The sequence below is a fragment of the Mucilaginibacter sp. A5337 genome, from assembly GCF_059690695.1.
In genome coordinates this window covers 14,199-34,131 of record NZ_JCAWEC010000014.1, presented here as the reverse complement: position 1 = coordinate 34,131, position 19,933 = coordinate 14,199, and the positions used below count along the sequence as shown (strand labels likewise).

Sequence of the window (19,933 nt, the reverse complement as noted above, 5' to 3'; positions counted from 1 at the left end):
ATGATTAAACCTTCGGTATTAAAAATCAGTCTAAAGGAAGCTAACCAAATAAATGATTGTTTATTCACTGGTTTTGCCGATTAAATAGTAAAGTTGAGCTTTTAAAAAAAATTTTATTTGTTTTTTTGCCAATAATTTATTTTATTTGGAGAAACAAATCTTTAACCCCTAAGGAGCACGCTATAGAATACACTTTACTTTAAAAGGTTTTAACTAAAAATTAAGTTTAAGTAGTACTTTCTATGGATTTTCAATTGAAAAGTGATCAGGATCTAATCCATCTTTACGTAGCCGGCGACGAAGCCGGTTTAGTAGAATTGATAAGGCGTTACCAATCAAAAATATATACCTCAATTTACCTGCTGGTAAAAGATGAATACCTTGCTGAAGATATTTTTCAGGATGCATTTATAAAGGTGATCAATACCCTTAAAGCCGGTAAATATAACGAAGAAGGTAAATTTTTGCCCTGGGTAACCCGTATTGCACATAACCTGGTGATTGACCATTTTCGCCGTGAAAAACGTGCGCCAATGATCAGCAATGGCGATGATTTTGACATTTTTGAAGTACTTGGCAACTACGATGAAAGTACCGAAGATAAAATGGTAAGGGATCAAACCCATAAAGATCTTAAAGCGCTGATTCAGTTGCTTCCGTCCGAACAGAAGGAGGTACTCATTATGCGCCACTTTGGTGATATGAGCTTTAAAGAGATTGCCGATATTACCGATGTAAGTATCAATACTGCACTTGGCCGTATGCGTTATGCGCTTAATAATCTGCGCAAAATGATGCAGAGCAAGGAGCTTAGTCTCAAAAATTAAGGTTAACCAAGCCTATATAAAAGGTTAGGGTATTATTGTTTAGGTTAAATTGAACAATAATATGCTAACCTTATTTTTTGCACCAAATTTTGATAAGTTTTCATTAACTGTTGATATAAAGTCGCTTACTGTTGCAAAAGCGTGATCCCGGCCTCTCAGGCCTGAATTTCCCGAAATAAAAATTTCATTTAATTTTCATTTAACAAAATATTATCTTTAAGCCACCGTTATAAACCATATGAAAATTATAGTAAAATAAGCTTATGGATGAAACCTTTACAAAAACGTTGAATGCATTAGCTAACGAAGCTGAAATGAACAGGAATGCACAAGAAAATTTGGACGCCGACGAAGTGATTTTTTACAATTCAATTCGTACTGATTTAGACCTGCTGATCAGGAAACCTAAAGTGCAAACCATACACCAGATTCTGGATTATTCAAAAAGCTTACGTTAGTATTTATTGCAGATTCCCCTACTGGTTCATAGATCATAATTGTTGAGAAGGTTGCCGATGCGAATCGTAAGAGCCGAAACCCAATGAATGATTTATGAACCTTTCTATTTTTAAGGTAGCCTATAGTTGATAGATCATAGTTCATGGTTTTTTATTGCAGTTAATATCTATACTTTTGGAAATGGATTATGATTGCATCAAGCCTGAAGTATTTTGCTATGATCCATGAACTATCAACCATGAACTAAAAATGCTAAAAGCCGAACGCTACCGCCATTTTGTTGATTATTTTTCTAAAAACCAGCCTAACCCGGTTACCGAACTTCATTATAATAACCCGTTTCAGTTATTGGTAGCTGTGATACTTTCGGCACAGTGTACCGATAAGCGAATTAACCAGGTAACACCTGCATTATTTGAGCGTTTCCCAACTGCACAGGATCTGGCGGCCGCAACATCCGACGAGGTTTTCTCTTACATCCGGTCTGTAAGTTATCCTAATAATAAGGCTAAACACCTGGTGGGCATGGGTAAAATGCTTATAGAGGTTTTTAACGGCGAAGTACCTGCCGGGATAGAAAATCTGCAGAAGCTTCCTGGTGTAGGCCGTAAAACAGCCAATGTTATTGCCTCGGTTATTTTTGAAGAACCGGCTATGGCTGTTGATACGCATGTTTTCAGGGTGGCTAACCGCATTGGCTTAACCAATAATGCGCGAACGCCGCTGGCTGTTGAAAAGCAACTGGTTCAAAATATTCCCAAAGAATACATAGCAGTGGCGCACCACTGGCTGATATTACATGGCCGGTACATTTGTTTGGCGCGTAGCCCTAAATGTGATGTTTGTCCGCTTACCTGGTTTTGCCGGTATTATGAGCGTAACAATACAGAAGCCGCGCTGCAAAGAGCCGAAGCCGCTAAAATTAAAAAAGCCAAAGAAGCTAAAAAGAAAAAGGAGCTTAATACTATAGCTAAGGAGTTAAAGAAGAGGAGTGTGGAGAATGGTTGATTAGGTGAATAGTTGCTTGTCTGTACCTATGCTAACCTGATCAACTACTCATTTAATGAACTATTCACCATAGAAATAAATTACTAAAAAAATTAGTAATTGTAAAAAATGTAATTATATTTGCTTAAGAAAATAAAACGATGGCTAATACAGATAAAAACAGCGATAAATTAAAGGCATTACAGCTTACGTTAGATAAGCTGGAAAAATCATACGGTAAGGGCACCATCATGAAACTGGGCGAATCCGTAGTGGAGCAAACTGAGGTTATATCAACAGGCTCATTAGGCCTTGATATTGCTTTAGGTGTTAATGGCTTACCTAAAGGAAGGATCATTGAGATCTACGGTCCGGAATCATCGGGTAAAACAACCCTGGCTATTCATGCTATTGCCGAATCGCAAAAAAATGGTGGTATTGCCGCGTTTATTGATGCAGAGCATGCTTTCGACCGCTTTTATGCCAAGAAATTAGGTGTAGATGTGGAAAACCTGTTGATCTCTCAACCGGATAATGGTGAGCAGGCACTGGAAATTGCTGATAACCTGATCCGCTCGGGCGCTATTGATATTTTAGTTATCGACTCTGTTGCGGCATTGGTTCCTAAAGCCGAGATAGAAGGTGAGATGGGCGATTCAAAAATGGGCTTGCATGCACGTTTGATGTCTCAGGCATTGCGTAAGCTAACCGGTACCATCAGCAAAACAGGATGCTGCTGTATTTTTATTAACCAGTTGCGCGATAAGATAGGTGTGATGTTTGGTAATCCTGAAACCACAACCGGTGGTAACGCATTGAAATTTTATGCTTCGGTACGTTTGGATGTACGCCGCATCTCGCAGATTAAAGACACTGATGAGGTTTCTGGGAACCGTGTAAAAGTTAAGATAGTTAAAAATAAAGTTGCACCTCCGTTCCGTGTAGCCGAATTTGATATCATGTTTGGCGAAGGTATTTCAAAAGCGGGTGAGATCATTGATCTGGGTGTTGAATATAACATCATTAAAAAGGCAGGTTCATGGTTTAGCTATGGCGAAACCCGTTTGGGCCAGGGCCGTGATGCTGTTAAGCAACTGATCCTTGATAACCCTGAATTACAGGAAGAACTGGAAAATAAAATAAAAGAAACTGTAACCGGCGAAAGCATGGAAGAAGTTTAATCAGTATTGCTACAATTTTAAAAGTGATTTAAATCTATCTACCTATGAGAAGAGGCTCCCTGCAAGGGGAGCTTTTTTTATACACATCTGCCGCGGGTTTAGCGCAGCGTAACCCGTGGCAGATACTTATAAACCCGCGGTAGTTTTTTTCCTGTTTTCTACAAAAAGAATATCTTTATCACCGCATAAAACCGAAAGATAAAAAACTATGGGATCATCAAAAGAGATTGTTACGAATACGTTTGCCGCAGGAGGTATTACCATGAATGGTACTAATCCCTGGGATGTACAGGTACACAATCCTAAGTTGTATGATCGCCTGCTTGCCGGAGGCTCTTTGGGTTTTGGCGAAGCTTATATGGAAGGCTGGTGGGATTGCGAAGCGTTGGACGAATTCTTTTTCCGCGTACAATATCACCGGGTTGATAAAGCAATTCCCCGTGATTTAAATACGCTTAAATATTTTTTAAAAGCAAAATTTACCAATCAGCAAACTAAGTCGAAAGCAAAAGAAGTTGCTTACAAGCATTACGATATTGGTAATGATTTGTTTGAACATATGCTTGATAAGCGTATGATGTATTCTTGTGCTTATTGGGAGAACGCTGAAACGTTGGATGAAGCCCAGGAAGCCAAGCTTGATCTGATCTGCCGCAAACTAAAGTTGGAGCCTGGCATGCGTATGTTGGAGATTGGCTGTGGTTGGGGCGGTTTTGCCAAATATGCTGCTGAGAAATACGGCGTATCGGTAGTAGGCTTAACTATCTCTAAAGAGCAGGCTGTCCTCGCGCGCGAAATCAATAAAGGCTTACCCGTTGAAATACGACTGGACGATTACAGGGATATTAATGAAAAGTTCGACAGGGTGGTATCCATTGCTATGCTGGAAGCTGTAGGCTATCGTAATTACAGAACCTATATGGAAACAGTAGCCAGGAACTTAACCGACGATGGTATTTTTCTGCTGCATACTATTGGGGGCAACTACTCTACCAAAGTTACGGACCCCTGGATTGATAAATATATTTTCCCTAACGGCATGTTACCATCTGCCGCGCAGCTTTCAACCGCCTGGCAGGGTTTGTTTGTGCTTGAAGACTGGCATAACTTCGGCGTGTATTACGACCGTACCTGTATGGAGTGGCGTAAAAAATTTGAGCAAAGCTGGCCGCAGCTTAGTGCCAAATACGGCGATACTTTTTATCGCATGTGGCGCTATTACCTCAGTGCCAGCGCGGCATCTTTCCGTTCAAGAAAAAACCATTTATGGCATATTGTTTTAACTAAACCCAAACATTTGGGATTATACAAATCAATAAGATAAAACTACTCTTCAAGTGGTCTTTGAAAATGGCGTAAAAATACGTATTCAATAAGCGTGTTTTTACTTATTTGAAAATCAGGTATTTAGATTTACTTTATTTCTATTCAGTAAAATCCTAAATACTTGCCCTATGCTGCCATCATATCTGAAGCGGTCTTCACGTCTTTATATAAAATGCGTCCCCGTTTTATTGCTCTCGTTATTATTAAGTAGTTGTTATACAGCCCGCGTTGAAACCAAAGCGCAGGCAGGCTCAGAGGTATCGCACCAAAATGTAAACTTTTTTTTCTGGGGGGCTATTCAAAGCCCTAAGCGCATAGTTACGCCAACATGTGATTCCCTTGGCTCCAATGGTATGGCCGAAGTAACAGTAAAGAATAATTTCGGTTATTCGTTGCTTACGGTAGTAACCCTGGGTATCTGGAGCCCTGCGAGGGTTGAGTGGAAATGCGGTAAACCCTGTGCTAAAGAAGGCACCATAAAATAAGCAGCTATGAAAGTTATTAAAACGGGAGTTAGCAGTTGGGAAAACCGGCATGAAACTTTTATTGAGCAAATAAAAGATTTGTATGAACTGGGTAATGGAGATAATCTCGATGCGCTTGAAGGATATAATGATGCTACCAAAGGACTTCAAAGCCTGATTAAAGAAGCGATAGAAACCGATACTCCACTACGATCGTTGGGAGCAGGCTGGTCATGGACAAAAATAGCCACCGTTAAAGATGGTGTAATGCTGGATACCAAGCCCCTTAATACAAGGTTCACTGTTGCTGATACCGCAGTAAACCCAGCCTACACAGGTAATAAAGAGCATTTACTTTTTGCACAAAGCGGCAATGGCATTTGGGAGCTTGGTGCTTTCTTGAAAAACAGGGGTTTGTCGCTCAAAACTTCGGGAGCCAGTAATGGGCAAACTATAGCCGGGGCAGTTAGCACAGGAACCCATGGCTCGGCGTTTGATTTTGGCGCTACACCGGATTTTGTTGTGGGGTTACATATTGTTGTGAGTCCCGACAGGCATATCTGGTTGGAAAGGGCTTCGGCACCGGTGGTGGCACAACGCTTTATAGATTTGTTGCAAACCGAACTGGTACAGGATGATGAGCTTTTCAATGCTGCTTTGGTAAGTTTTGGAAGCTTTGGCATTATCCATGGAATGTTGATGGAAACCGAGCCTTTATTTTTATTAGAAACTTATGTACAGCGATTGCCTTATGATGCCGAACTGCAAGGCATGATGGAAACATTGGATTTTAGTAATACCAATAAGCTGCCTTGTGGTAATGAACGCCCGTTTCATTTTTCGGTATTGCTTAATCCGTACGATCTGGATAAGGGGGCCTTTGTAACCACTATGTATAAGCGGCCATATCGTACCAACTATCAACCGCCGGTTGATAACGCGGCGGGGATTGGGCCGGGAGATGATGCTGCCAGTTTTATAGGTACTATTACTGATGCTGTACCGGCTCTGATTCCTATAGTAGTTACCGAGGTATTAAACACCAGTATGACCACGAATAGTGATCCGCATTTTGGTACGCTCGGGGAAATATTTAGCAACACTACTTTAAGAGGCAAATTGCTAAGCTCGGCCATCGGTTTTCCGGCCGAACTTTCGCCAAAGGTTGCCGATCTGATGCTGAAGATCAATAAGGATATCGGGCCTTTCAGCGGTGTGTTTTCGTTCAGGTTTGTTAAGCAAACAAAAGCCATACTGGGCTTTACCAGGTTTGATCATACCTGTATCATGGAGCTGGATGCGCCACTGTCCGACAAAGCTTACAACTTTTACACCCAGGTATGGCTGATGCTTGAGCACGAAAATATTCCCTTTACATTTCATTGGGGTAAAGCCAATGAAGTTACACCGGAGCGCATCGAAAGAATGTACGGAGAAGCGGCAACCCGTTGGATTAATGCCCGGAAAACCCTGCTCAACGCTGATTGCCAAAAAGTTTTTACCAATCAAATTACACAGCAATGGGGGCTGGCCTGACATATCGAATTTGTTTGAGGGCGGTAACCTGTTACCTGTTGTTTTCGTGCTGCACAACGGAGGGGGCGAAAGCCCAAACCACGAAACAGATCATCGATGAGATAAAGGCGATAAACAGTAAAGTAACCAATTGGCCTAATAATAACGGGCAGGGGATGCTGATCTCCAACAAGGCCATGAACATTTTCCTCTCCAATAAAGTGAGTTCTTACCTCTCGGGTAATGAAGATCTTTCTTTGTACAAAAACTATGTTGTTATCAATGCCGCCGAAGGTGCGATCAGCATCAACCACAATTTTCATCAGCCGGTGGATAGTGACGATTGGGTGAGATCGTTTGTAATAGTAGGTGCACGGGTAAATATTGCAAACGCTTATTCGGCAAAAACTGCCAACAGGTATTATGATAATCAGTTGGGTTTTACCATTCAAAAAACATGGATGGGAAAACCCGGAACTTACTATACCGCTAATGGCAATTTTAAAAAAGAAATGGACGCTGCCCGCGCGTTGATAGTAAATACACTTGCCCAAAGTGTCAATAAAAAAGCTGAAGAGTTTGAGCGATCCCTTAGTGCTTTGAAACAGGATGAAGTGCCGGGACAAAATATCAATGAGGTTAAAAACAAACTCCGGAAAACTTTTTATGCATCGCTCCGGGCAGATTATCTGCAGCAGTTTTCCGAACAGCAGTCGGAGCTGATGGTTAATACCGGCAATTATAATCTGATAGCCGATAACTGGACAAGCTTAGGCATTTACATCCCTGTTATTCCACAAAAGTATATGGTAAGCGATGATGTTAACGCGCGGGTTAACAAACATTATAACTACCCGTTCGAATTATTTGTAAGTCATACCCGCTTTTGGGAAAGCCCTAAATTAGGCAGGTTATTTTTAACTTTTGCCGGTAAGGGCTTTGTTAATAATTCAGTACAAATCGGGTCACTATTCAGCGCTGATGTAACTGGGGAGCAGGGAATGGACGGAGCAAATACGGTCACCATCAATAAAGGTGACCGGTACGTAGGCCAATATAAAAACTTTGTGACACCTGTTGCGTCAGGTAAGCTGGTGTATATCCCTTCAACATCGCATGTTGGCATCAGTTTCCGCATCGAAAAAAACTGGGGGACTTATAAAACGTTAAACTCTATTATAGGCATCCCCATTGTTTTGATAGATAAAAAAGGTGTGCCCGCCATAAATTTTGAGGCACAACTCTTACTTCAGGACATGAATAATTCCTTAAAGGATACCCGCCTGCCTTATAATAAAACAGCAATCGGGTTAACTGTGGGGATTCCGTTTAGTAAAATAGTTTATTAAACCGGTTTGCTCATCTCCTCCAGCACCGCTCTTTTTAATGCCCAGATATAGCCGGTATGCAAGCCATCATGAAATGGAACAAAACGGACGGCTTCTTCAATATTACTAAGTGTGACACCATAACGGGTAGTCATTGGTTGATAATTTGCGAAAACGCCTGCGTGGTAATCTTCTTCTAACTTATCGATAGTTGAAATAAGCAGTTCTTTAACCTCGGCAATATCATCGGCATTGACAAAGCCCTGTGGTTTGGTTTCGGGGCGGTAAGGAGTGTAATATTTGTCATCTACCGCGATAGGTACTCCCGCACGGGTATAGCAAATGCCCTGCTGGCCCGAAATCATATGCGCCAGGTTCCAGATTAGGTTGTTGACATATCCGGTAGGGATATAGTTAAGTTGTTCGGGGCTAAGGTCTTTTATAACGTTAAGCAGTGTCAGACGTGGTTTTTTAATAACCTCAAATTCTTGTTTCATTTTATATTGGAAGGGTTAAGGCTTTACAGCTGCGCTAAATTATGAAGATTGTGGTATGTTTTTCGTCAAATTATCACATCGCAACCGTCAACGTTTTATGGCTTATATCTTTTATTATACCTTTGCCCATTCATTTACTCATCCATTTTAATGCAGGATACCTCTTTAAATACCGCGCCGGTAAAATATAACAAACCCATCATTTATTTTTTACTGTTGTGGGCTTTGCTAAATGCCGTACAGGCTTTTACGCTCGAGATTCATGCTGATGAAGCTTACTACTGGGTTTACTCGCGTTTTTTAGATTGGGGATATTATGATCACCCGCCTATGGTGGCCGTTTTCATTAAAGCAGGCTACAGCCTTATGCATAATGAGTTTGGTGTAAGGCTTTTTACGGTAATCAGCACCACGGCATCCTTGTACCTGATGTGGATGATGTTAAAGCGTTACAGGGTTGATGCTGTTAATTTTATACTGGTGGTTTCGGGCATCTTTGTATTCCATATTTACGGTTTTACCACCACTCCTGATGCTCCCTTGTTGTTTTTTACAGTGCTGTTCCTGTATTTTTATCAGCAATATATTGAAGAGGACAGCTTAAAACTTGCCATTATACTGGGTGTAGTGATTGCCTGCCTGCTGTATAGCAAGTATCATGGTATTTTACTGGTTGCTTTCACGCTTGCATCTAATATTAAATTACTCAGGCGCGGGTCTTTTTATGGGATAGTGCTGCTGGCGCTGGCTTTGTATGCGCCGCATATCCTGTGGCAGGTAAACCACGACTATCCTTCAATAAGCTATCACCTTAGCGAGCGCTCGGCTGACGATTACCAATTGGACAACACTTATCTATATCCATTGGGGCAGTTGATAATGGCCGGACCGCTGATTGGCTGGTTTCTTTTTTATAAGGGGTTTACGGCCAAAATACAGGATGTTTTCACCCGCACCCTGCTCGTGAACAGCATCGGCATTTTAGCATTCTTTTTCCTTACTTCCTTTAAAGGCGAAGTACAGCTTCATTGGACACTGATTGCCTATGTACCACTAAGTATGCTGGTACTTATCAGTTTTGCCAGGTCAGCGGGCAAACCTTTATGGTTTAATCGTTTGGCTGTTATAAATGTAAGCCTGATTTTGCTTGTACGTATCTGTATTATCTGGGGGCCGCCCTTTTTGCTGAAGATTGATGCCATGAAAAGCTTCTTTGGCTTTAAAGACTGGGCACACCAAATTCAAAAAAAGGCGGGGGATAATTATGTGATATTTTATGAAGGTTTTCAGGATCCTTCCAAATACAATTTTTACAATAATACTACTCGCGGGCTGGCCTATGATTCACGCCATTATCGCCGTACCCAGTATGATATATGGCCTATAGAAGACAGCCTTCAGCATAAAAAAACTTATTATGTGCTGGACGTCTGGCTGCCAGGCGTTACAACCGACTCGATCAATGTATTTGCCGGCAAATGGTACGGAGGCTGGGTTGATGATACGCGCACCTATCAGCGGGTTGAATTTGAGACGCTTGCTCCTAAAGAAGCCGTTAGTCCGGGGCAAAAAATAGATTTCGATCTTACGGTTAAAAACCCTTATCCATTCGCCATTAATTTCAGCAATAAAGATCAAAAGCACCCTGTGTTTTTTGAAGCCTGCTTTTTTAAAAAGACCGATCAGATCACTATTCAAAAAGCAGACGAATCTTTTCACAATATTTCGCTGAAGCCGGGCGAAAGCACTCATTTTAAATTTAACGTAACAGCACCAGAGCAACCTGGCAGATATCAACTCATTTTTTCATTGCGTACCGAACCTTTTTTTGGCGGACGTAACAGTAAGAGCATCAACATTACAGTAAAATAATAAATCAACTATGTTTAAACGGATATATCTTTTAGTCTTTTTCTCGATCATAACCACTGCTGCTGCTCTTGCACAGGGCAGTCTTGATATTCATTTTAATGGCTTAGGTTTCATGGATAACCGTGAGTACAAGGATTTTGTTGCCCGCTCGCGTACTTATTCGGGCGTACGTACAGCGCTTGACCTTGGCCTAAACGTGGATAGCCTGAACCACTTCATTGTAGGTGTTAACGGTATTCACGAATTTGGCGCTAAACCATATTTTTTAAAAGTGAACCCGGTAGCCTATTACAGTTTTACCGGCAAAAACTGGCTATTCAATGCCGGTGCCTTTCCGCGTGAAGGTTTGCTGGATGATTATCCACGGGCCTTATTGAACGATACTTTACGCTACTATCGCCCCAATGTTGAGGGCTTGTTAACACGCTTTCATAATGATCATTTTACAGAAACTGCCTGGATTGACTGGGTGAGCCGCCAAACAGTTACCGACCGTGAACAGTTCCTGTTTGGTTTTTCGGGTAAGTACCGGCCGAGCCTGACCGGGCCGTTTTATGTATCGCATTACTTTTTATTGATGCATGATGCCGGGGCGGAAGTATTGCTGCCTAATGACCATATTCAGGATAACGGCGGCGGACAAATAAGATTAGGTTTAGACTTCAGTCATAAAACCATTTTAGATTCGTTATCTATTGAGGCGGGTGCCATGACATCATTTGAGCGGGTTCGTGGTGTTGATGGTTTCAGGACACCAACCGGCTTTGTGGCCAATGCCTATTTAAGCTGGAAACGTTTTGCGTTGTTTGATGAGTTTTATAAGGGCCAGGGCAGCCATATTATTTATGGCGACGCGTTTTTTGAAAAGAAAACTTATAACCGTTTGGATATTATTTACACGCCGTTTTTATACAAGCGTGTAAAAGGACAGTTCATATTGAGCCTGCACCAAACGCCGGGCTACAGTAGCAACCAGGAAGCCTTCAGGGTAACGGTTGACCTGGGCCGGCAGACTTTGGTAAGGTTTAAAGATTAGTGAGTGGAGAGTAGGTTGATTAGGTGAATGGTTGCCTGTCATCTGCTACTCGTAAGTATTTTTAAAGGACAGATCCTGCAACTTCTGTCCTGAAGGAGACGCATGTGATGCGTCTCTACAATAATGTTAACCTTTATAACACACATATATCATCCATGCAATTAAAAAAACAACTATTAATTTTTGCAGTACTATTGCTTGCGGCACCTGCAAAGCTGCTTGCACAGGACAACCAGTTTTCGGGCTGGGCGGCTATTTTCCACAGCCAGAAATTATCCGAACATTGGGGCTATTCGTTCGACGGGCAATTGCGCTCACACGATGAGGTAAGTTATCTGAAACACATCCTGCTTCGCCCTTCGGCTAATTATTACTTTGCTAAGAATAAGGTAGGGGCATTAGGCTATGCCTACATAGCTACCTATGGTCGTACTCCTGACAATGAAACAACTTTTCGTCCGGAGCACCGCATCTGGCAGCAATATACCTACACCCATAAATTGACCAAACATATACAACTGGCACACCGTTTAAGGCTGGAGCAGCGCTTTTTAGGAAACACAGCCGATAATAAGAACGATCGTTATTTCGCCCAGCGTTTCAGGTATTTTGCCCGAGCGGTGATCCCTATGAAACCAGATTCGGACGTGTTTACTGAAGGTACTTTCCTCGCCCTGCAAAACGAGGCCTTTGTAAATGTGCAAAACAAAAACAAAGTGAATAAACACTTCTTTGATCAAAACCGTGCTTATGTGGCCGTTGGGTACCGCTTTAGCAAAGCATTTGATGCAGAGGCGGGATATTTGAATCAATATATAAAACAAGCCGATGCCTATGTGGTAAACCATGTAGCACAGTTGGCTTTTTATACAAGGTTTTAACCTCAGCTAAATCCTCTCCAATGGAGAGTACTTTAAAAAGTCGGTCAAAGGATTGCTTGACAAACAAGAAAACCCCTCGTGAGAAATTATTGTGTAAACGCCTTAAAAAGAAATGTCATTTCGATGAACCAGTGGGAGGGTTTGTGCGCCGGAGGTGAGGAGAAATCTTCTACGCCCTGCTTTTACAAGTATAGTTATAGAGCCGGATGTAGAAGATTCTCTTTCGCTCCATCGCTCAGCCCACACTACTCTATCGAAATGACATTTTTTAAGATGTATGCATAAAAAAACCTTGCCAATATCACTGGCAAGGTTTTTTTGTGAACAATGATGGGCGAGGCGATTAACACATCATTTCTTCGCCTGCGCAATTACCTCGTTATTTAAACGAACATACTCATTTGTTTTCATATCGGTGGCCATTTTTACACCTTCCTGGGCTGTGGTTATGGCAGCAGCTTTATCACCTTTTCTTAATAGGATCCGCGCTTTCCATAATTTAGGGACAAACGGAGGGAAATTCTTGTCTTTCTCCAGTTCAGTTGCCCAGGTTAAAGCTTTGTCCATGTCTTTATTGTTGTTGTAATAATAAATCAAAGCTTCATAGTATGGCTTTTTATCTGTATTCATGGCCGAATCAATTCGGGCCATTACTTTGGCATCGATATCGGTGGTCATGTGAACCGTGAAGCCGCTATGCTCCCACATCATTTGTAAATCGCAGGTTGTTGTTGTTACGTTTGTAAAGGCGAGGGTCATGGTTTCTGTTAAAGCCTTAAGGTGTTCGGTTTTAACTTTGAAACGCACAAAGTCATCAGCTTCTTTATACATGTACGCGCCCCATTGCTTAGGCTGTTTGCTGAGGATGATTGTCCACTCGTTTTCGCCGGGAACACTGAACAGGCCATATTCACCTGCTGGGATCTTGTTGCCCTCCATGCTTACCTCGTCGGTAAATTTAATTACCGTGGCTGAATTAGCACCCGTGCGCCAAACTGTTCCGTAAGGCTCCATGCCTCCAAATATTTTGCGGCCTCTTACATCGGGGCGGGAATAAGTCAGGCTGATTTTTCCGAGGCCAAAGTCCTGTACAATACTTTGTGTTGAGCTGGGTTGAGGGGTTAACTGCGCATAGGTATTCGTCGCAGTAAGGGCCATCATGGCGATGGCACAGATCAGTAACTTTTTCATGATTTTCGGTTTTAGTGGTGGTGGAATATAAAACGCTGTATTATAATTGGTATGCTATTTTTTATCTGCGGTAAATGTGCCTCCGTCAACATCTTTTAAAAATGCGATGAGGTTCTTGAAATAATTTTGCTGATCATCATACATGCTCATATGGCTACCGTTGGGGCACAGGTAAGTACGACTGTTAGGTAATAAATGTCCCTCTTTTTTCATATCTTCCGGGTTCATTTCATCATGTACCCCGCCTAAAACAAGGGTTGGGGTTTTTATATCCTGCAGTTTGTCCCAAAATTCCCATCCTTTAAAATTGCCGGTTACGTGAAACTCGTCAACGCCCTGCATTTGTATGTATATGGTATGGTTAGCTTTTTTAAAGGCACGCCATAGTGGTTCCGGCCATTTATCTAAAGGAATCCGGCAGATCACCTGCGAATATAGCTTGTTCATGAGCAGGTCATTGTATTGCGGCGAGTCGTATTGTTTAAGTTTATCCAACGAATCAAATACTGCGATATCGCGCTGGGTGAAGAATTTCTTTTTCAACGCTGCAGCATAGGTAACATAGCCTTTAATTCCGGCTGTCATGTTTGATAGCACCGCTCCCTTAACGTGCGACTGGTATTTATGCAGGTATTCCATAGCCAGCATACCACCCCATGAATGGCCAATGAGGTAAAAATTATCCAGTCCCAAACCCTTACGCACTTCCTCCACCTCCTCAACATAGCGGGGAATGTTCCATAAAGAGGTATCGGCAGGTGCATCAGAATTACCGCAGCCCAACTGATCATAGTAATAAAACTCGATACCTTCCTTGGGCAAAAAGTCTTCATAGCATTCCATATAATCGTGCGAAAAACCCGGGCCGCCATGCAATAGCAATACTTTTATTTTACCATCGCCAACTTTTTTCGTCCATACATTATATTTTCCGGCAACTTTGATCATTTTACTGCCCCCGGTTTTTACTTCGTAGGGAGTGTTTGATGGTTCGGCGGAGGTGTCTGCCGCTGTTGGTTTTGATGGATTATTGCAGGCGCAAAAGCAAGCAGCAATCATGATGAAGAATAGCTTTTTCATGGTTAGCGATAGGAATGGTGGAGTGTTTCTTTTGTATAAAGATACTAAGAAGCGGGATAAAATTAGTTTCACAAATACTGTAAAATAAAAAGCGTCATTGCTCTGTTATTGCAATGACGCTCCCTATTACTTCTTAATTGTTTTTACTTTCTGCCGGATAGAATTTAGCCGGAATCTATATCCTCTCAATATCCCCGCTGCCTGCTTTTGAACTCGAAATGTTTTTAGCCCCGCCGGTATAATGAACATCGCCCGAGCCGCTTACCGAAGCATCAATTTTATTGCTGGCGTTGATGGTAGCATCGCCTGAACCGGCTATATGTACCTCGGTATTAATGGTGATCAGGTCGCGGGCGGTGAAATCACCCGAACCTACAACATTTACTCTTGAATTATCCGCACGGCCCGAAAGTTTCATGTCACCAGAGCCCGAAATGCTGCTATCCAGGTTTTTTACGCTTAATTTGCCCAGCATATCACCCGAGCCAACTACTTTTAGTTTTAATGAATTGGTGGTGATCCCTTCTTTAAAATAAACATCGCCCGAACCGGCAACGTTAATGCTGGTCATATCTTTAGCTACAACGTGAACAATCATTTTGCGGTTGCGGCCAAAACTCCAGTTATCCCAACTGGTACCTTTTTTACTGTATATCTTCAATACGCCGCCCTGCACTTCGGTAATGATCTTGTCGATAACATCTGAAGGCGCCTCAACTTTTACCGATTCATTTGATCCCTGCGTAAAGTAAACATCAAATGAGCCGGCCAGGTCAATAGCGCTGAAGCCAGATAAATGACGGTCTTGCGTGCTTTGATCAGCATGTTTAACAATTGGGTGTGATGGTTTCGCGATGGTGTAACTTGTGGTTGCTGCTGCCAACACTGTGGCTAATAATATTTTTGAAATCGATTTCATGACGGTTGTTTTAGTTTCGTTTTCAAATTAGACGCCGGTGGGGTACGGAAAGTTGCACGGGATTTGGATTTTTTTGTGGAGTTGGTTTCGGTGAGTAGTTGATTCGGTTGATTGGGTGAGTGATTGGTTTGATTAAGTGAGTAGTTAAAGCGGACACCGGCTTTACAGATCAACCTTAATAAAAACAAAAGACTTCCGAAGTTTTTAAAACTTCGGAAGTCTGAATTCTAAAATTTCTCATTCGGGTAAACCAACCACTCACCCAATCAACCATTTACTCAACTTTAATATAATAATTGAAAGTATCCACCTCCACATTGTCCTTGGTTATACCGTCAATCTTAACCGGAGTAAACTGGGTAGTTGGTTTAATAAAGATATACCCGCCGCCTTTAACGCGTACCTTTACCGGCATGTTAAAGCCTTCGGCATTGGCGATCCATTTGGAATAAAGCTTGCCGTCTTTAACTACAAACTGCAGGGTGGGGATATCTTTATAGTGCAGGTACTGATCAAATACCGGGGCAAGGTTCATACCTGCCTGTTTGCAGATGTATCCTACGATATCATCGTAAGTAACCGTTTTATGGTAGAAGGTTTTGTTTAGTCCGCGGAGGATACTGCGCCATTTTTCATCGTTGTTGATGATGGTACGCACCATGTTTAACAGGTTGCCGCCTTTATAATACATATCGCCTGAGCCTTCCATGTTTACGCCATATGGGCCTACAATAGGTTTGTCGTTACGGATGTTTTTGCGGGTGCCGTTCACATATTCCTGCCCGGCTTGTTTACCGTAATAGGTTTCAATGAACAGCGATTCGGAATAATTAGTGAAACTTTCGTGGATCCACATATCGGCCACATCTTTTGACGTGATGTTATTGCCGAACCATTCGTGCCCGCTTTCATGCACTACAATAAAATCCCATTTTAAACCCCAGCCTGTGCCTGAAAGGTCGCGGCCCAGGTAGCCGTTTTTATAGTGGTTGCCATAGGCGGTGCCGCTTTGGTGTTCCATACCTAAATGTGGGGTTTCAACCAGTTTGTATCCATCTTCATAAAAAGGGTAGGGGCCAAACCAGTATTCAAATGATTTAAGCATCCGCGGTGCATCAAGCTCCCATTGCTTTTTGGCTTTATCAACGTTGTAGCTTAAAGGCCAGTAATCAAGCGTAAGCGGACCTTTTTCGCCCTGGTAGGTGCCTTCAAAGTGAGCGTAATCGCCAATGTTGGCTTCTATATCATAATTATTAATAGGGTTGGCTACAAACCAGTCGAACCGGGTGTAACCGTTATTCAGGTCGGTCACCTTGCGCAGCCTTCCGTTTGAAACGTCTTTTAAACCATTAGGTGCGCTGATGCTGATCAGGGCGCTGTCCACTTCGTCGTACTGATGATCTTTAGTAGGCCACCAGATGCTTGCACCAATACCCTGGCAGGCAGTTGCCACCCATGGTTTGCCTAATGAATCGGTAGTGTAAACTACGCCGCCATCCCAGGGGGCACGTTTGGCAATGGTTGGGTTACCCGAGTAATAAACGATAAACTCATCTTTACTGCCTTTTTTTATGGTTTTAGGAAAGGTTACAAACACCGCGTTAAACTCGCGGGTAAAAGGTATTTCGGCGCCCTCGTAAACTACTTTCTCTACTTTTAAATTGTCAAACAGATCAAACTGAAGTTTGGTGAAATTTTGGGTAGCCGTAAACTTGAACAGGTTGCTGCCGCTAATAAATTTTTTATCGATATCAAACTTCACATCAAGGTGATAGTAATTGATATCATAACAAGTGCGTAGTGGTGTTAAGCTGCCTCTAAGCGAATCGGCACGGGTAAACGTTTGTCTGTTGGTGCCTAATTGCGCCTGTGCGGTTCCTAAGCCGGTTATTGTTAACCCTAAAGCAATTGCGCAAATATTTAAGAACTTATTTTTCATTTATATTGGGGATTAATCCATGAGCGCACCCACGTAGTAGTTTAAGTAATCAATTTCGATATTGTCTTTGGTAGCCCCTGCAATTTCAACCGGGCTCATTTGTTTTGTTGGGGCGATGAATTTGTACTCTCCTCCCTTTACGCGCACCCTGATGGGCATATTAAAATCCTTAGCTTCGGCTATCCAGCGGCAATAAAGTTTGTTTTCATGACTGGTAAACTCAAGTACCGGAAGGCTTCGGTAATGCAGGTATTGTTCAAAAATGGCCGAAAGGTTCATGCCCGATTGTTGGTTGATAAACCCTACCACATCGTCATAAGTAACCGTTTTATGATAAAAAGTTTTGTTAAGCCCGCGCAGGATGCCGCGCCATTTTTCATCGTCATTAATCATAGTGCGGACCATGTTCAGAAACACAGCCCCTTTAGAGTACATATCGCCGGAGCCTTCTTTATTTACATTGTAAATGCCAACTATAGGGCTGTCATTATTAATGGTGAGCCTTAAGCCGTAATTATATTCCTGCCCTGCTTTTTTACCCCAGTTATCCTCAACAAAAAGCGATTCGGAATAACAGGTAAAGCTTTCATGGATCCACATATCGGCAAGGTCTTTATCGGTTATGTTGTTGCCAAACCATTCGTGCCCGCTTTCATGAACAATGATGTAGTCCCATTTGCTGCCCCAGCCTGTGCCTGATAAATCATAGCCCATATAACCATTCAGGAAGTGATTGCCATAGGCTACTGCGCCTTGGTGCTCCATACCTAAATGAGGTGTTTCAACCAGTTTGTAGCCATCCTCATAAAAAGGGTAGGGGCCAAACCAGTGTTCAAAGGCTTTCAACATTGGCTTGACATTGGCTGCAAATTGTTTTTTAGCCTTCTCAAGACTGGTTGGCAACACCCAATAATCGAGGGTAAGTTTTCCCTTTTCGCCCATATAGGTATCTTCAAAATGGGTATAATCGGCAATGTTGGCAGCCACATCATAGTTGTTGATTGGGTTGGCCACAAACCAGTCGAACCGGGTGTAGCCATCCTTTAGCTGGGTTACTTTACGCAGGCGACCGTTCGAAACGTCTTTTAGCCCTTTAGGCGCGCTGATACTGATCATCATGCTGTCCACCTCATCAGCCAGGTGATCTTTAGTCGGCCACCAGATGCTTGCACCGACACCCTCGCAGGCCGTTGCCACAAAGGGCTTGCCTAAGGAATCTTTTTTAAATACCAAGCCACCATCCCAGGGGGCATTTTTAGCTATGGTTGGATTGCCTGAATAATAAACGGTAAATTCATCCTTACTGCCTTTGCTTATGGTTTGCGGAAAGTTGAGGAATACCGCGTTTCCATCGCGGGTGAAAGTAAGCTCTTTGCCTTTGTAAACAACTTTGGCGATACTAAGATTAGCAAACAGATCGAATTGCAGTTTATTGAAATCCTGCGTGGCGGTGAATTTAAATTGGTTGCTGCCGCTGATGAACTTTTTATCGATATCAATCTTAACATCAAGGTGGTAATAGTTGATATCATAGCAAGTGCGTAAAGGTGTAAGCATACCACGAAGCGAATCAGCACGGGTAAACTGCTCTTTTTCTTTCAGGAGCTGTGCCTTCGCCGGCAGGGCAATTGTTGCTGTGCTTAGTAAGGTAAGCGCTGCAAGATATAGTTGTTTTATTTTCATGTACTTAATTGTGTCAGGTTAAAAGGTATCCATGATATTTTTCTTCCATGTATCGGCAGCATATTTTCGGAATGTAGCCGGCGCGGCCTTAAAGGCTGCGTCAAAAGTATAGGTACCGCCAATGTATTCTTTTTCGGATAGTTTGACTTTGCTGGTGCCGCGAACGGCATATTTTTTATCAGCCTCGTGCATAATGATCTTCATTTCACTTGGACTTACATCTCCACGGCACGCGGTGCGGTAAACCAACCAAACTTCGGCGATGCCATTATTATCCACATCGGTAACAGCGAATGTACCCGGAACGTAATTTGCCTTAATATCTACATTGCAGTCTGAAATGAAATCATACGTTTGCCAGCTTAGCTCAAGCTGATCGGAGCCCGTGATATCGTAATGATAGGCATATAAGGCGGCATCCCGGCCATCATCGGTTGCGCTTTTCTTTGCCGGCGTTTCACCGGTTTCGGTAGTGAACACTATGTGATCGCCCGTTTTGTCGGTATATTTTACCGCGTTTATGATATGTCCTTTGTAAGTAATGGATTTGGGGATATCTGCTTTGCTAAGCTTAAGTACTTTGAGTTGAGCAACAGAGACCTGGGTAATAATGATTAGCAATGTGATGGTGAAAGATAGTTTCATAAACCTAAGTTAAAGCTTATTTATAAAACCATTGGCCGGAATTAGAAAGTCCGGTCAATGGTTTAAGGAAAGCGGGGGCAAAACCCTAATCTCTTATCTCCAA

At 42.4% G+C, this 19,933-nt stretch carries 18 protein-coding genes; 11 read left to right on the top strand and 7 right to left on the bottom strand.

Annotated features, from left to right (window positions below; genetic code table 11):
* Nucleotides 1–242 precede the first annotated feature (242 nt).
* From AC59JO_RS28435 to AC59JO_RS28400, 8 genes are all read left to right on the top strand, one after another.
* Nucleotides 243–827 carry an RNA polymerase sigma factor gene (locus AC59JO_RS28435; RefSeq protein ID WP_090534404.1) on the top strand — a complete coding sequence of 195 codons (585 nt, stop codon included), beginning with the start codon at nucleotides 243–245 and terminating at the stop codon, nucleotides 825–827.
* A gap of 263 nt (nucleotides 828–1,090) precedes the next feature.
* On the top strand, nucleotides 1,091–1,285 hold the full coding sequence (locus AC59JO_RS28430) for a hypothetical protein (RefSeq protein ID WP_413666011.1): 195 nt from the start codon (nucleotides 1,091–1,093) through the stop codon (nucleotides 1,283–1,285).
* 250 nt (nucleotides 1,286–1,535) lie between these two features.
* Nucleotides 1,536–2,294, top strand: a complete 759-nt coding sequence (gene nth, locus AC59JO_RS28425) for an endonuclease III (RefSeq protein WP_413666012.1) — start codon at nucleotides 1,536–1,538, stop codon at nucleotides 2,292–2,294.
* A gap of 140 nt (nucleotides 2,295–2,434) precedes the next feature.
* Nucleotides 2,435–3,454 carry a recombinase RecA gene (gene recA, locus AC59JO_RS28420; RefSeq protein ID WP_091219222.1) on the top strand — a complete coding sequence of 340 codons (1,020 nt, stop codon included), beginning with the start codon at nucleotides 2,435–2,437 and terminating at the stop codon, nucleotides 3,452–3,454.
* Between the two features lie 208 nt (nucleotides 3,455–3,662).
* Nucleotides 3,663–4,778, top strand: coding sequence for a cyclopropane fatty acyl phospholipid synthase (gene cfa / locus AC59JO_RS28415; RefSeq protein ID WP_497309715.1), 1,116 nt, complete (start codon nucleotides 3,663–3,665; stop codon nucleotides 4,776–4,778).
* A 130-nt stretch (nucleotides 4,779–4,908) separates the two neighbouring features.
* The gene (locus AC59JO_RS28410) at nucleotides 4,909–5,265 is read left to right on the top strand and encodes a Bor/Iss family lipoprotein (RefSeq protein WP_497309713.1); all 357 of its coding nucleotides are present in this window, start codon (nucleotides 4,909–4,911) and stop codon (nucleotides 5,263–5,265) included.
* 6 nt (nucleotides 5,266–5,271) lie between these two features.
* The gene (locus tag AC59JO_RS28405; RefSeq protein WP_497309711.1) at nucleotides 5,272–6,780 is read left to right on the top strand and encodes an FAD-binding protein; all 1,509 of its coding nucleotides are present in this window, start codon (nucleotides 5,272–5,274) and stop codon (nucleotides 6,778–6,780) included.
* Nucleotides 6,781–6,794: 14 nt separating this feature from the next.
* Entirely contained in the window at nucleotides 6,795–8,108 is a 1,314-nt protein-coding gene (locus AC59JO_RS28400) for a hypothetical protein (protein WP_497309709.1), read from the top strand.
* Here AC59JO_RS28400 and AC59JO_RS28395 read toward each other — a convergent pair.
* The gene (locus tag AC59JO_RS28395; protein WP_497309707.1) at nucleotides 8,105–8,584 is read right to left on the bottom strand and encodes a DinB family protein; all 480 of its coding nucleotides are present in this window, start codon (nucleotides 8,582–8,584) and stop codon (nucleotides 8,105–8,107) included. The two genes, AC59JO_RS28400 and AC59JO_RS28395, sit on opposite strands and share 4 nt — an antisense overlap.
* 150 nt (nucleotides 8,585–8,734) lie before the next feature.
* On the opposite strand from AC59JO_RS28395, the gene AC59JO_RS28390 reads away from it, so the two are divergent.
* The 3 genes from AC59JO_RS28390 to AC59JO_RS28380 all read left to right on the top strand — a co-directional run bounded on the left by AC59JO_RS28390 (nucleotide 8,735) and on the right by AC59JO_RS28380 (nucleotide 12,373).
* Complete coding sequence (locus AC59JO_RS28390; RefSeq protein WP_497309705.1) at nucleotides 8,735–10,456, top strand: glycosyltransferase family 39 protein; 1,722 nt, start codon at nucleotides 8,735–8,737, stop codon at nucleotides 10,454–10,456.
* A gap of 10 nt (nucleotides 10,457–10,466) precedes the next feature.
* The gene (locus AC59JO_RS28385) at nucleotides 10,467–11,492 is read left to right on the top strand and encodes a lipid A deacylase (RefSeq protein ID WP_413666021.1); all 1,026 of its coding nucleotides are present in this window, start codon (nucleotides 10,467–10,469) and stop codon (nucleotides 11,490–11,492) included.
* A 155-nt stretch (nucleotides 11,493–11,647) separates the two neighbouring features.
* Nucleotides 11,648–12,373: a DUF2490 domain-containing protein gene (locus AC59JO_RS28380; RefSeq protein WP_413666022.1), complete on the top strand. Its 726-nt coding sequence runs from the start codon at nucleotides 11,648–11,650 to the stop codon at nucleotides 12,371–12,373.
* A gap of 351 nt (nucleotides 12,374–12,724) precedes the next feature.
* Here AC59JO_RS28380 and AC59JO_RS28375 read toward each other — a convergent pair whose 3' ends face one another.
* The 6 genes from AC59JO_RS28375 to AC59JO_RS28350 form a co-directional block, all read right to left on the bottom strand.
* Nucleotides 12,725–13,564 carry a DUF2911 domain-containing protein gene (locus AC59JO_RS28375; RefSeq protein ID WP_497309703.1) on the bottom strand — a complete coding sequence of 280 codons (840 nt, stop codon included), beginning with the start codon at nucleotides 13,562–13,564 and terminating at the stop codon, nucleotides 12,725–12,727.
* Nucleotides 13,565–13,618: 54 nt separating this feature from the next.
* Nucleotides 13,619–14,644 carry a proline iminopeptidase-family hydrolase gene (locus AC59JO_RS28370; RefSeq protein WP_497309701.1) on the bottom strand — a complete coding sequence of 342 codons (1,026 nt, stop codon included), beginning with the start codon at nucleotides 14,642–14,644 and terminating at the stop codon, nucleotides 13,619–13,621.
* A gap of 175 nt (nucleotides 14,645–14,819) precedes the next feature.
* Nucleotides 14,820–15,563, bottom strand: a complete 744-nt coding sequence (locus tag AC59JO_RS28365) for a head GIN domain-containing protein (RefSeq protein ID WP_497309699.1) — start codon at nucleotides 15,561–15,563, stop codon at nucleotides 14,820–14,822.
* A 274-nt stretch (nucleotides 15,564–15,837) separates the two neighbouring features.
* Nucleotides 15,838–17,502: a M1 family metallopeptidase gene (locus tag AC59JO_RS28360; RefSeq protein WP_497309697.1), complete on the bottom strand. Its 1,665-nt coding sequence runs from the start codon at nucleotides 17,500–17,502 to the stop codon at nucleotides 15,838–15,840.
* A gap of 12 nt (nucleotides 17,503–17,514) precedes the next feature.
* Nucleotides 17,515–19,185 carry a M1 family metallopeptidase gene (locus tag AC59JO_RS28355; RefSeq protein WP_497309695.1) on the bottom strand — a complete coding sequence of 557 codons (1,671 nt, stop codon included), beginning with the start codon at nucleotides 19,183–19,185 and terminating at the stop codon, nucleotides 17,515–17,517.
* An 18-nt stretch (nucleotides 19,186–19,203) separates the two neighbouring features.
* Nucleotides 19,204–19,830 carry a M949_RS01915 family surface polysaccharide biosynthesis protein gene (locus tag AC59JO_RS28350; RefSeq protein WP_413666028.1) on the bottom strand — a complete coding sequence of 209 codons (627 nt, stop codon included), beginning with the start codon at nucleotides 19,828–19,830 and terminating at the stop codon, nucleotides 19,204–19,206.
* Nucleotides 19,831–19,933: the final 103 nt, after the last annotated feature.

What these genes read in the sequence shown, in the direction of transcription:
- AC59JO_RS28430 (WP_413666011.1), top strand. Translation starts at nt 1,091, where the DNA reads ATGGATGAAACCTTTACAAAAACGTTGAATGCATTAGCTAACGAAGCT.
- AC59JO_RS28375 (WP_497309703.1), bottom strand. Translation starts at nt 13,564, where the DNA reads ATGAAAAAGTTACTGATCTGTGCCATCGCCATGATGGCCCTTACTGCG.
- recA (WP_091219222.1), top strand. Translation starts at nt 2,435, where the DNA reads ATGGCTAATACAGATAAAAACAGCGATAAATTAAAGGCATTACAGCTT.
- AC59JO_RS28390 (WP_497309705.1), top strand. Translation starts at nt 8,735, where the DNA reads ATGCAGGATACCTCTTTAAATACCGCGCCGGTAAAATATAACAAACCC.
- AC59JO_RS28395 (WP_497309707.1), bottom strand. Translation starts at nt 8,584, where the DNA reads ATGAAACAAGAATTTGAGGTTATTAAAAAACCACGTCTGACACTGCTT.
- AC59JO_RS28410 (WP_497309713.1), top strand. Translation starts at nt 4,909, where the DNA reads ATGCTGCCATCATATCTGAAGCGGTCTTCACGTCTTTATATAAAATGC.
- AC59JO_RS28350 (WP_413666028.1), bottom strand. Translation starts at nt 19,830, where the DNA reads ATGAAACTATCTTTCACCATCACATTGCTAATCATTATTACCCAGGTC.
- AC59JO_RS28380 (WP_413666022.1), top strand. Translation starts at nt 11,648, where the DNA reads ATGCAATTAAAAAAACAACTATTAATTTTTGCAGTACTATTGCTTGCG.
- AC59JO_RS28435 (WP_090534404.1), top strand. Translation starts at nt 243, where the DNA reads ATGGATTTTCAATTGAAAAGTGATCAGGATCTAATCCATCTTTACGTA.
- AC59JO_RS28370 (WP_497309701.1), bottom strand. Translation starts at nt 14,644, where the DNA reads ATGAAAAAGCTATTCTTCATCATGATTGCTGCTTGCTTTTGCGCCTGC.
- AC59JO_RS28405 (WP_497309711.1), top strand. Translation starts at nt 5,272, where the DNA reads ATGAAAGTTATTAAAACGGGAGTTAGCAGTTGGGAAAACCGGCATGAA.
- AC59JO_RS28365 (WP_497309699.1), bottom strand. Translation starts at nt 15,563, where the DNA reads ATGAAATCGATTTCAAAAATATTATTAGCCACAGTGTTGGCAGCAGCA.
- nth (WP_413666012.1), top strand. Translation starts at nt 1,536, where the DNA reads ATGCTAAAAGCCGAACGCTACCGCCATTTTGTTGATTATTTTTCTAAA.
- cfa (WP_497309715.1), top strand. Translation starts at nt 3,663, where the DNA reads ATGGGATCATCAAAAGAGATTGTTACGAATACGTTTGCCGCAGGAGGT.
- AC59JO_RS28360 (WP_497309697.1), bottom strand. Translation starts at nt 17,502, where the DNA reads ATGAAAAATAAGTTCTTAAATATTTGCGCAATTGCTTTAGGGTTAACA.
- AC59JO_RS28355 (WP_497309695.1), bottom strand. Translation starts at nt 19,185, where the DNA reads ATGAAAATAAAACAACTATATCTTGCAGCGCTTACCTTACTAAGCACA.
- AC59JO_RS28385 (WP_413666021.1), top strand. Translation starts at nt 10,467, where the DNA reads ATGTTTAAACGGATATATCTTTTAGTCTTTTTCTCGATCATAACCACT.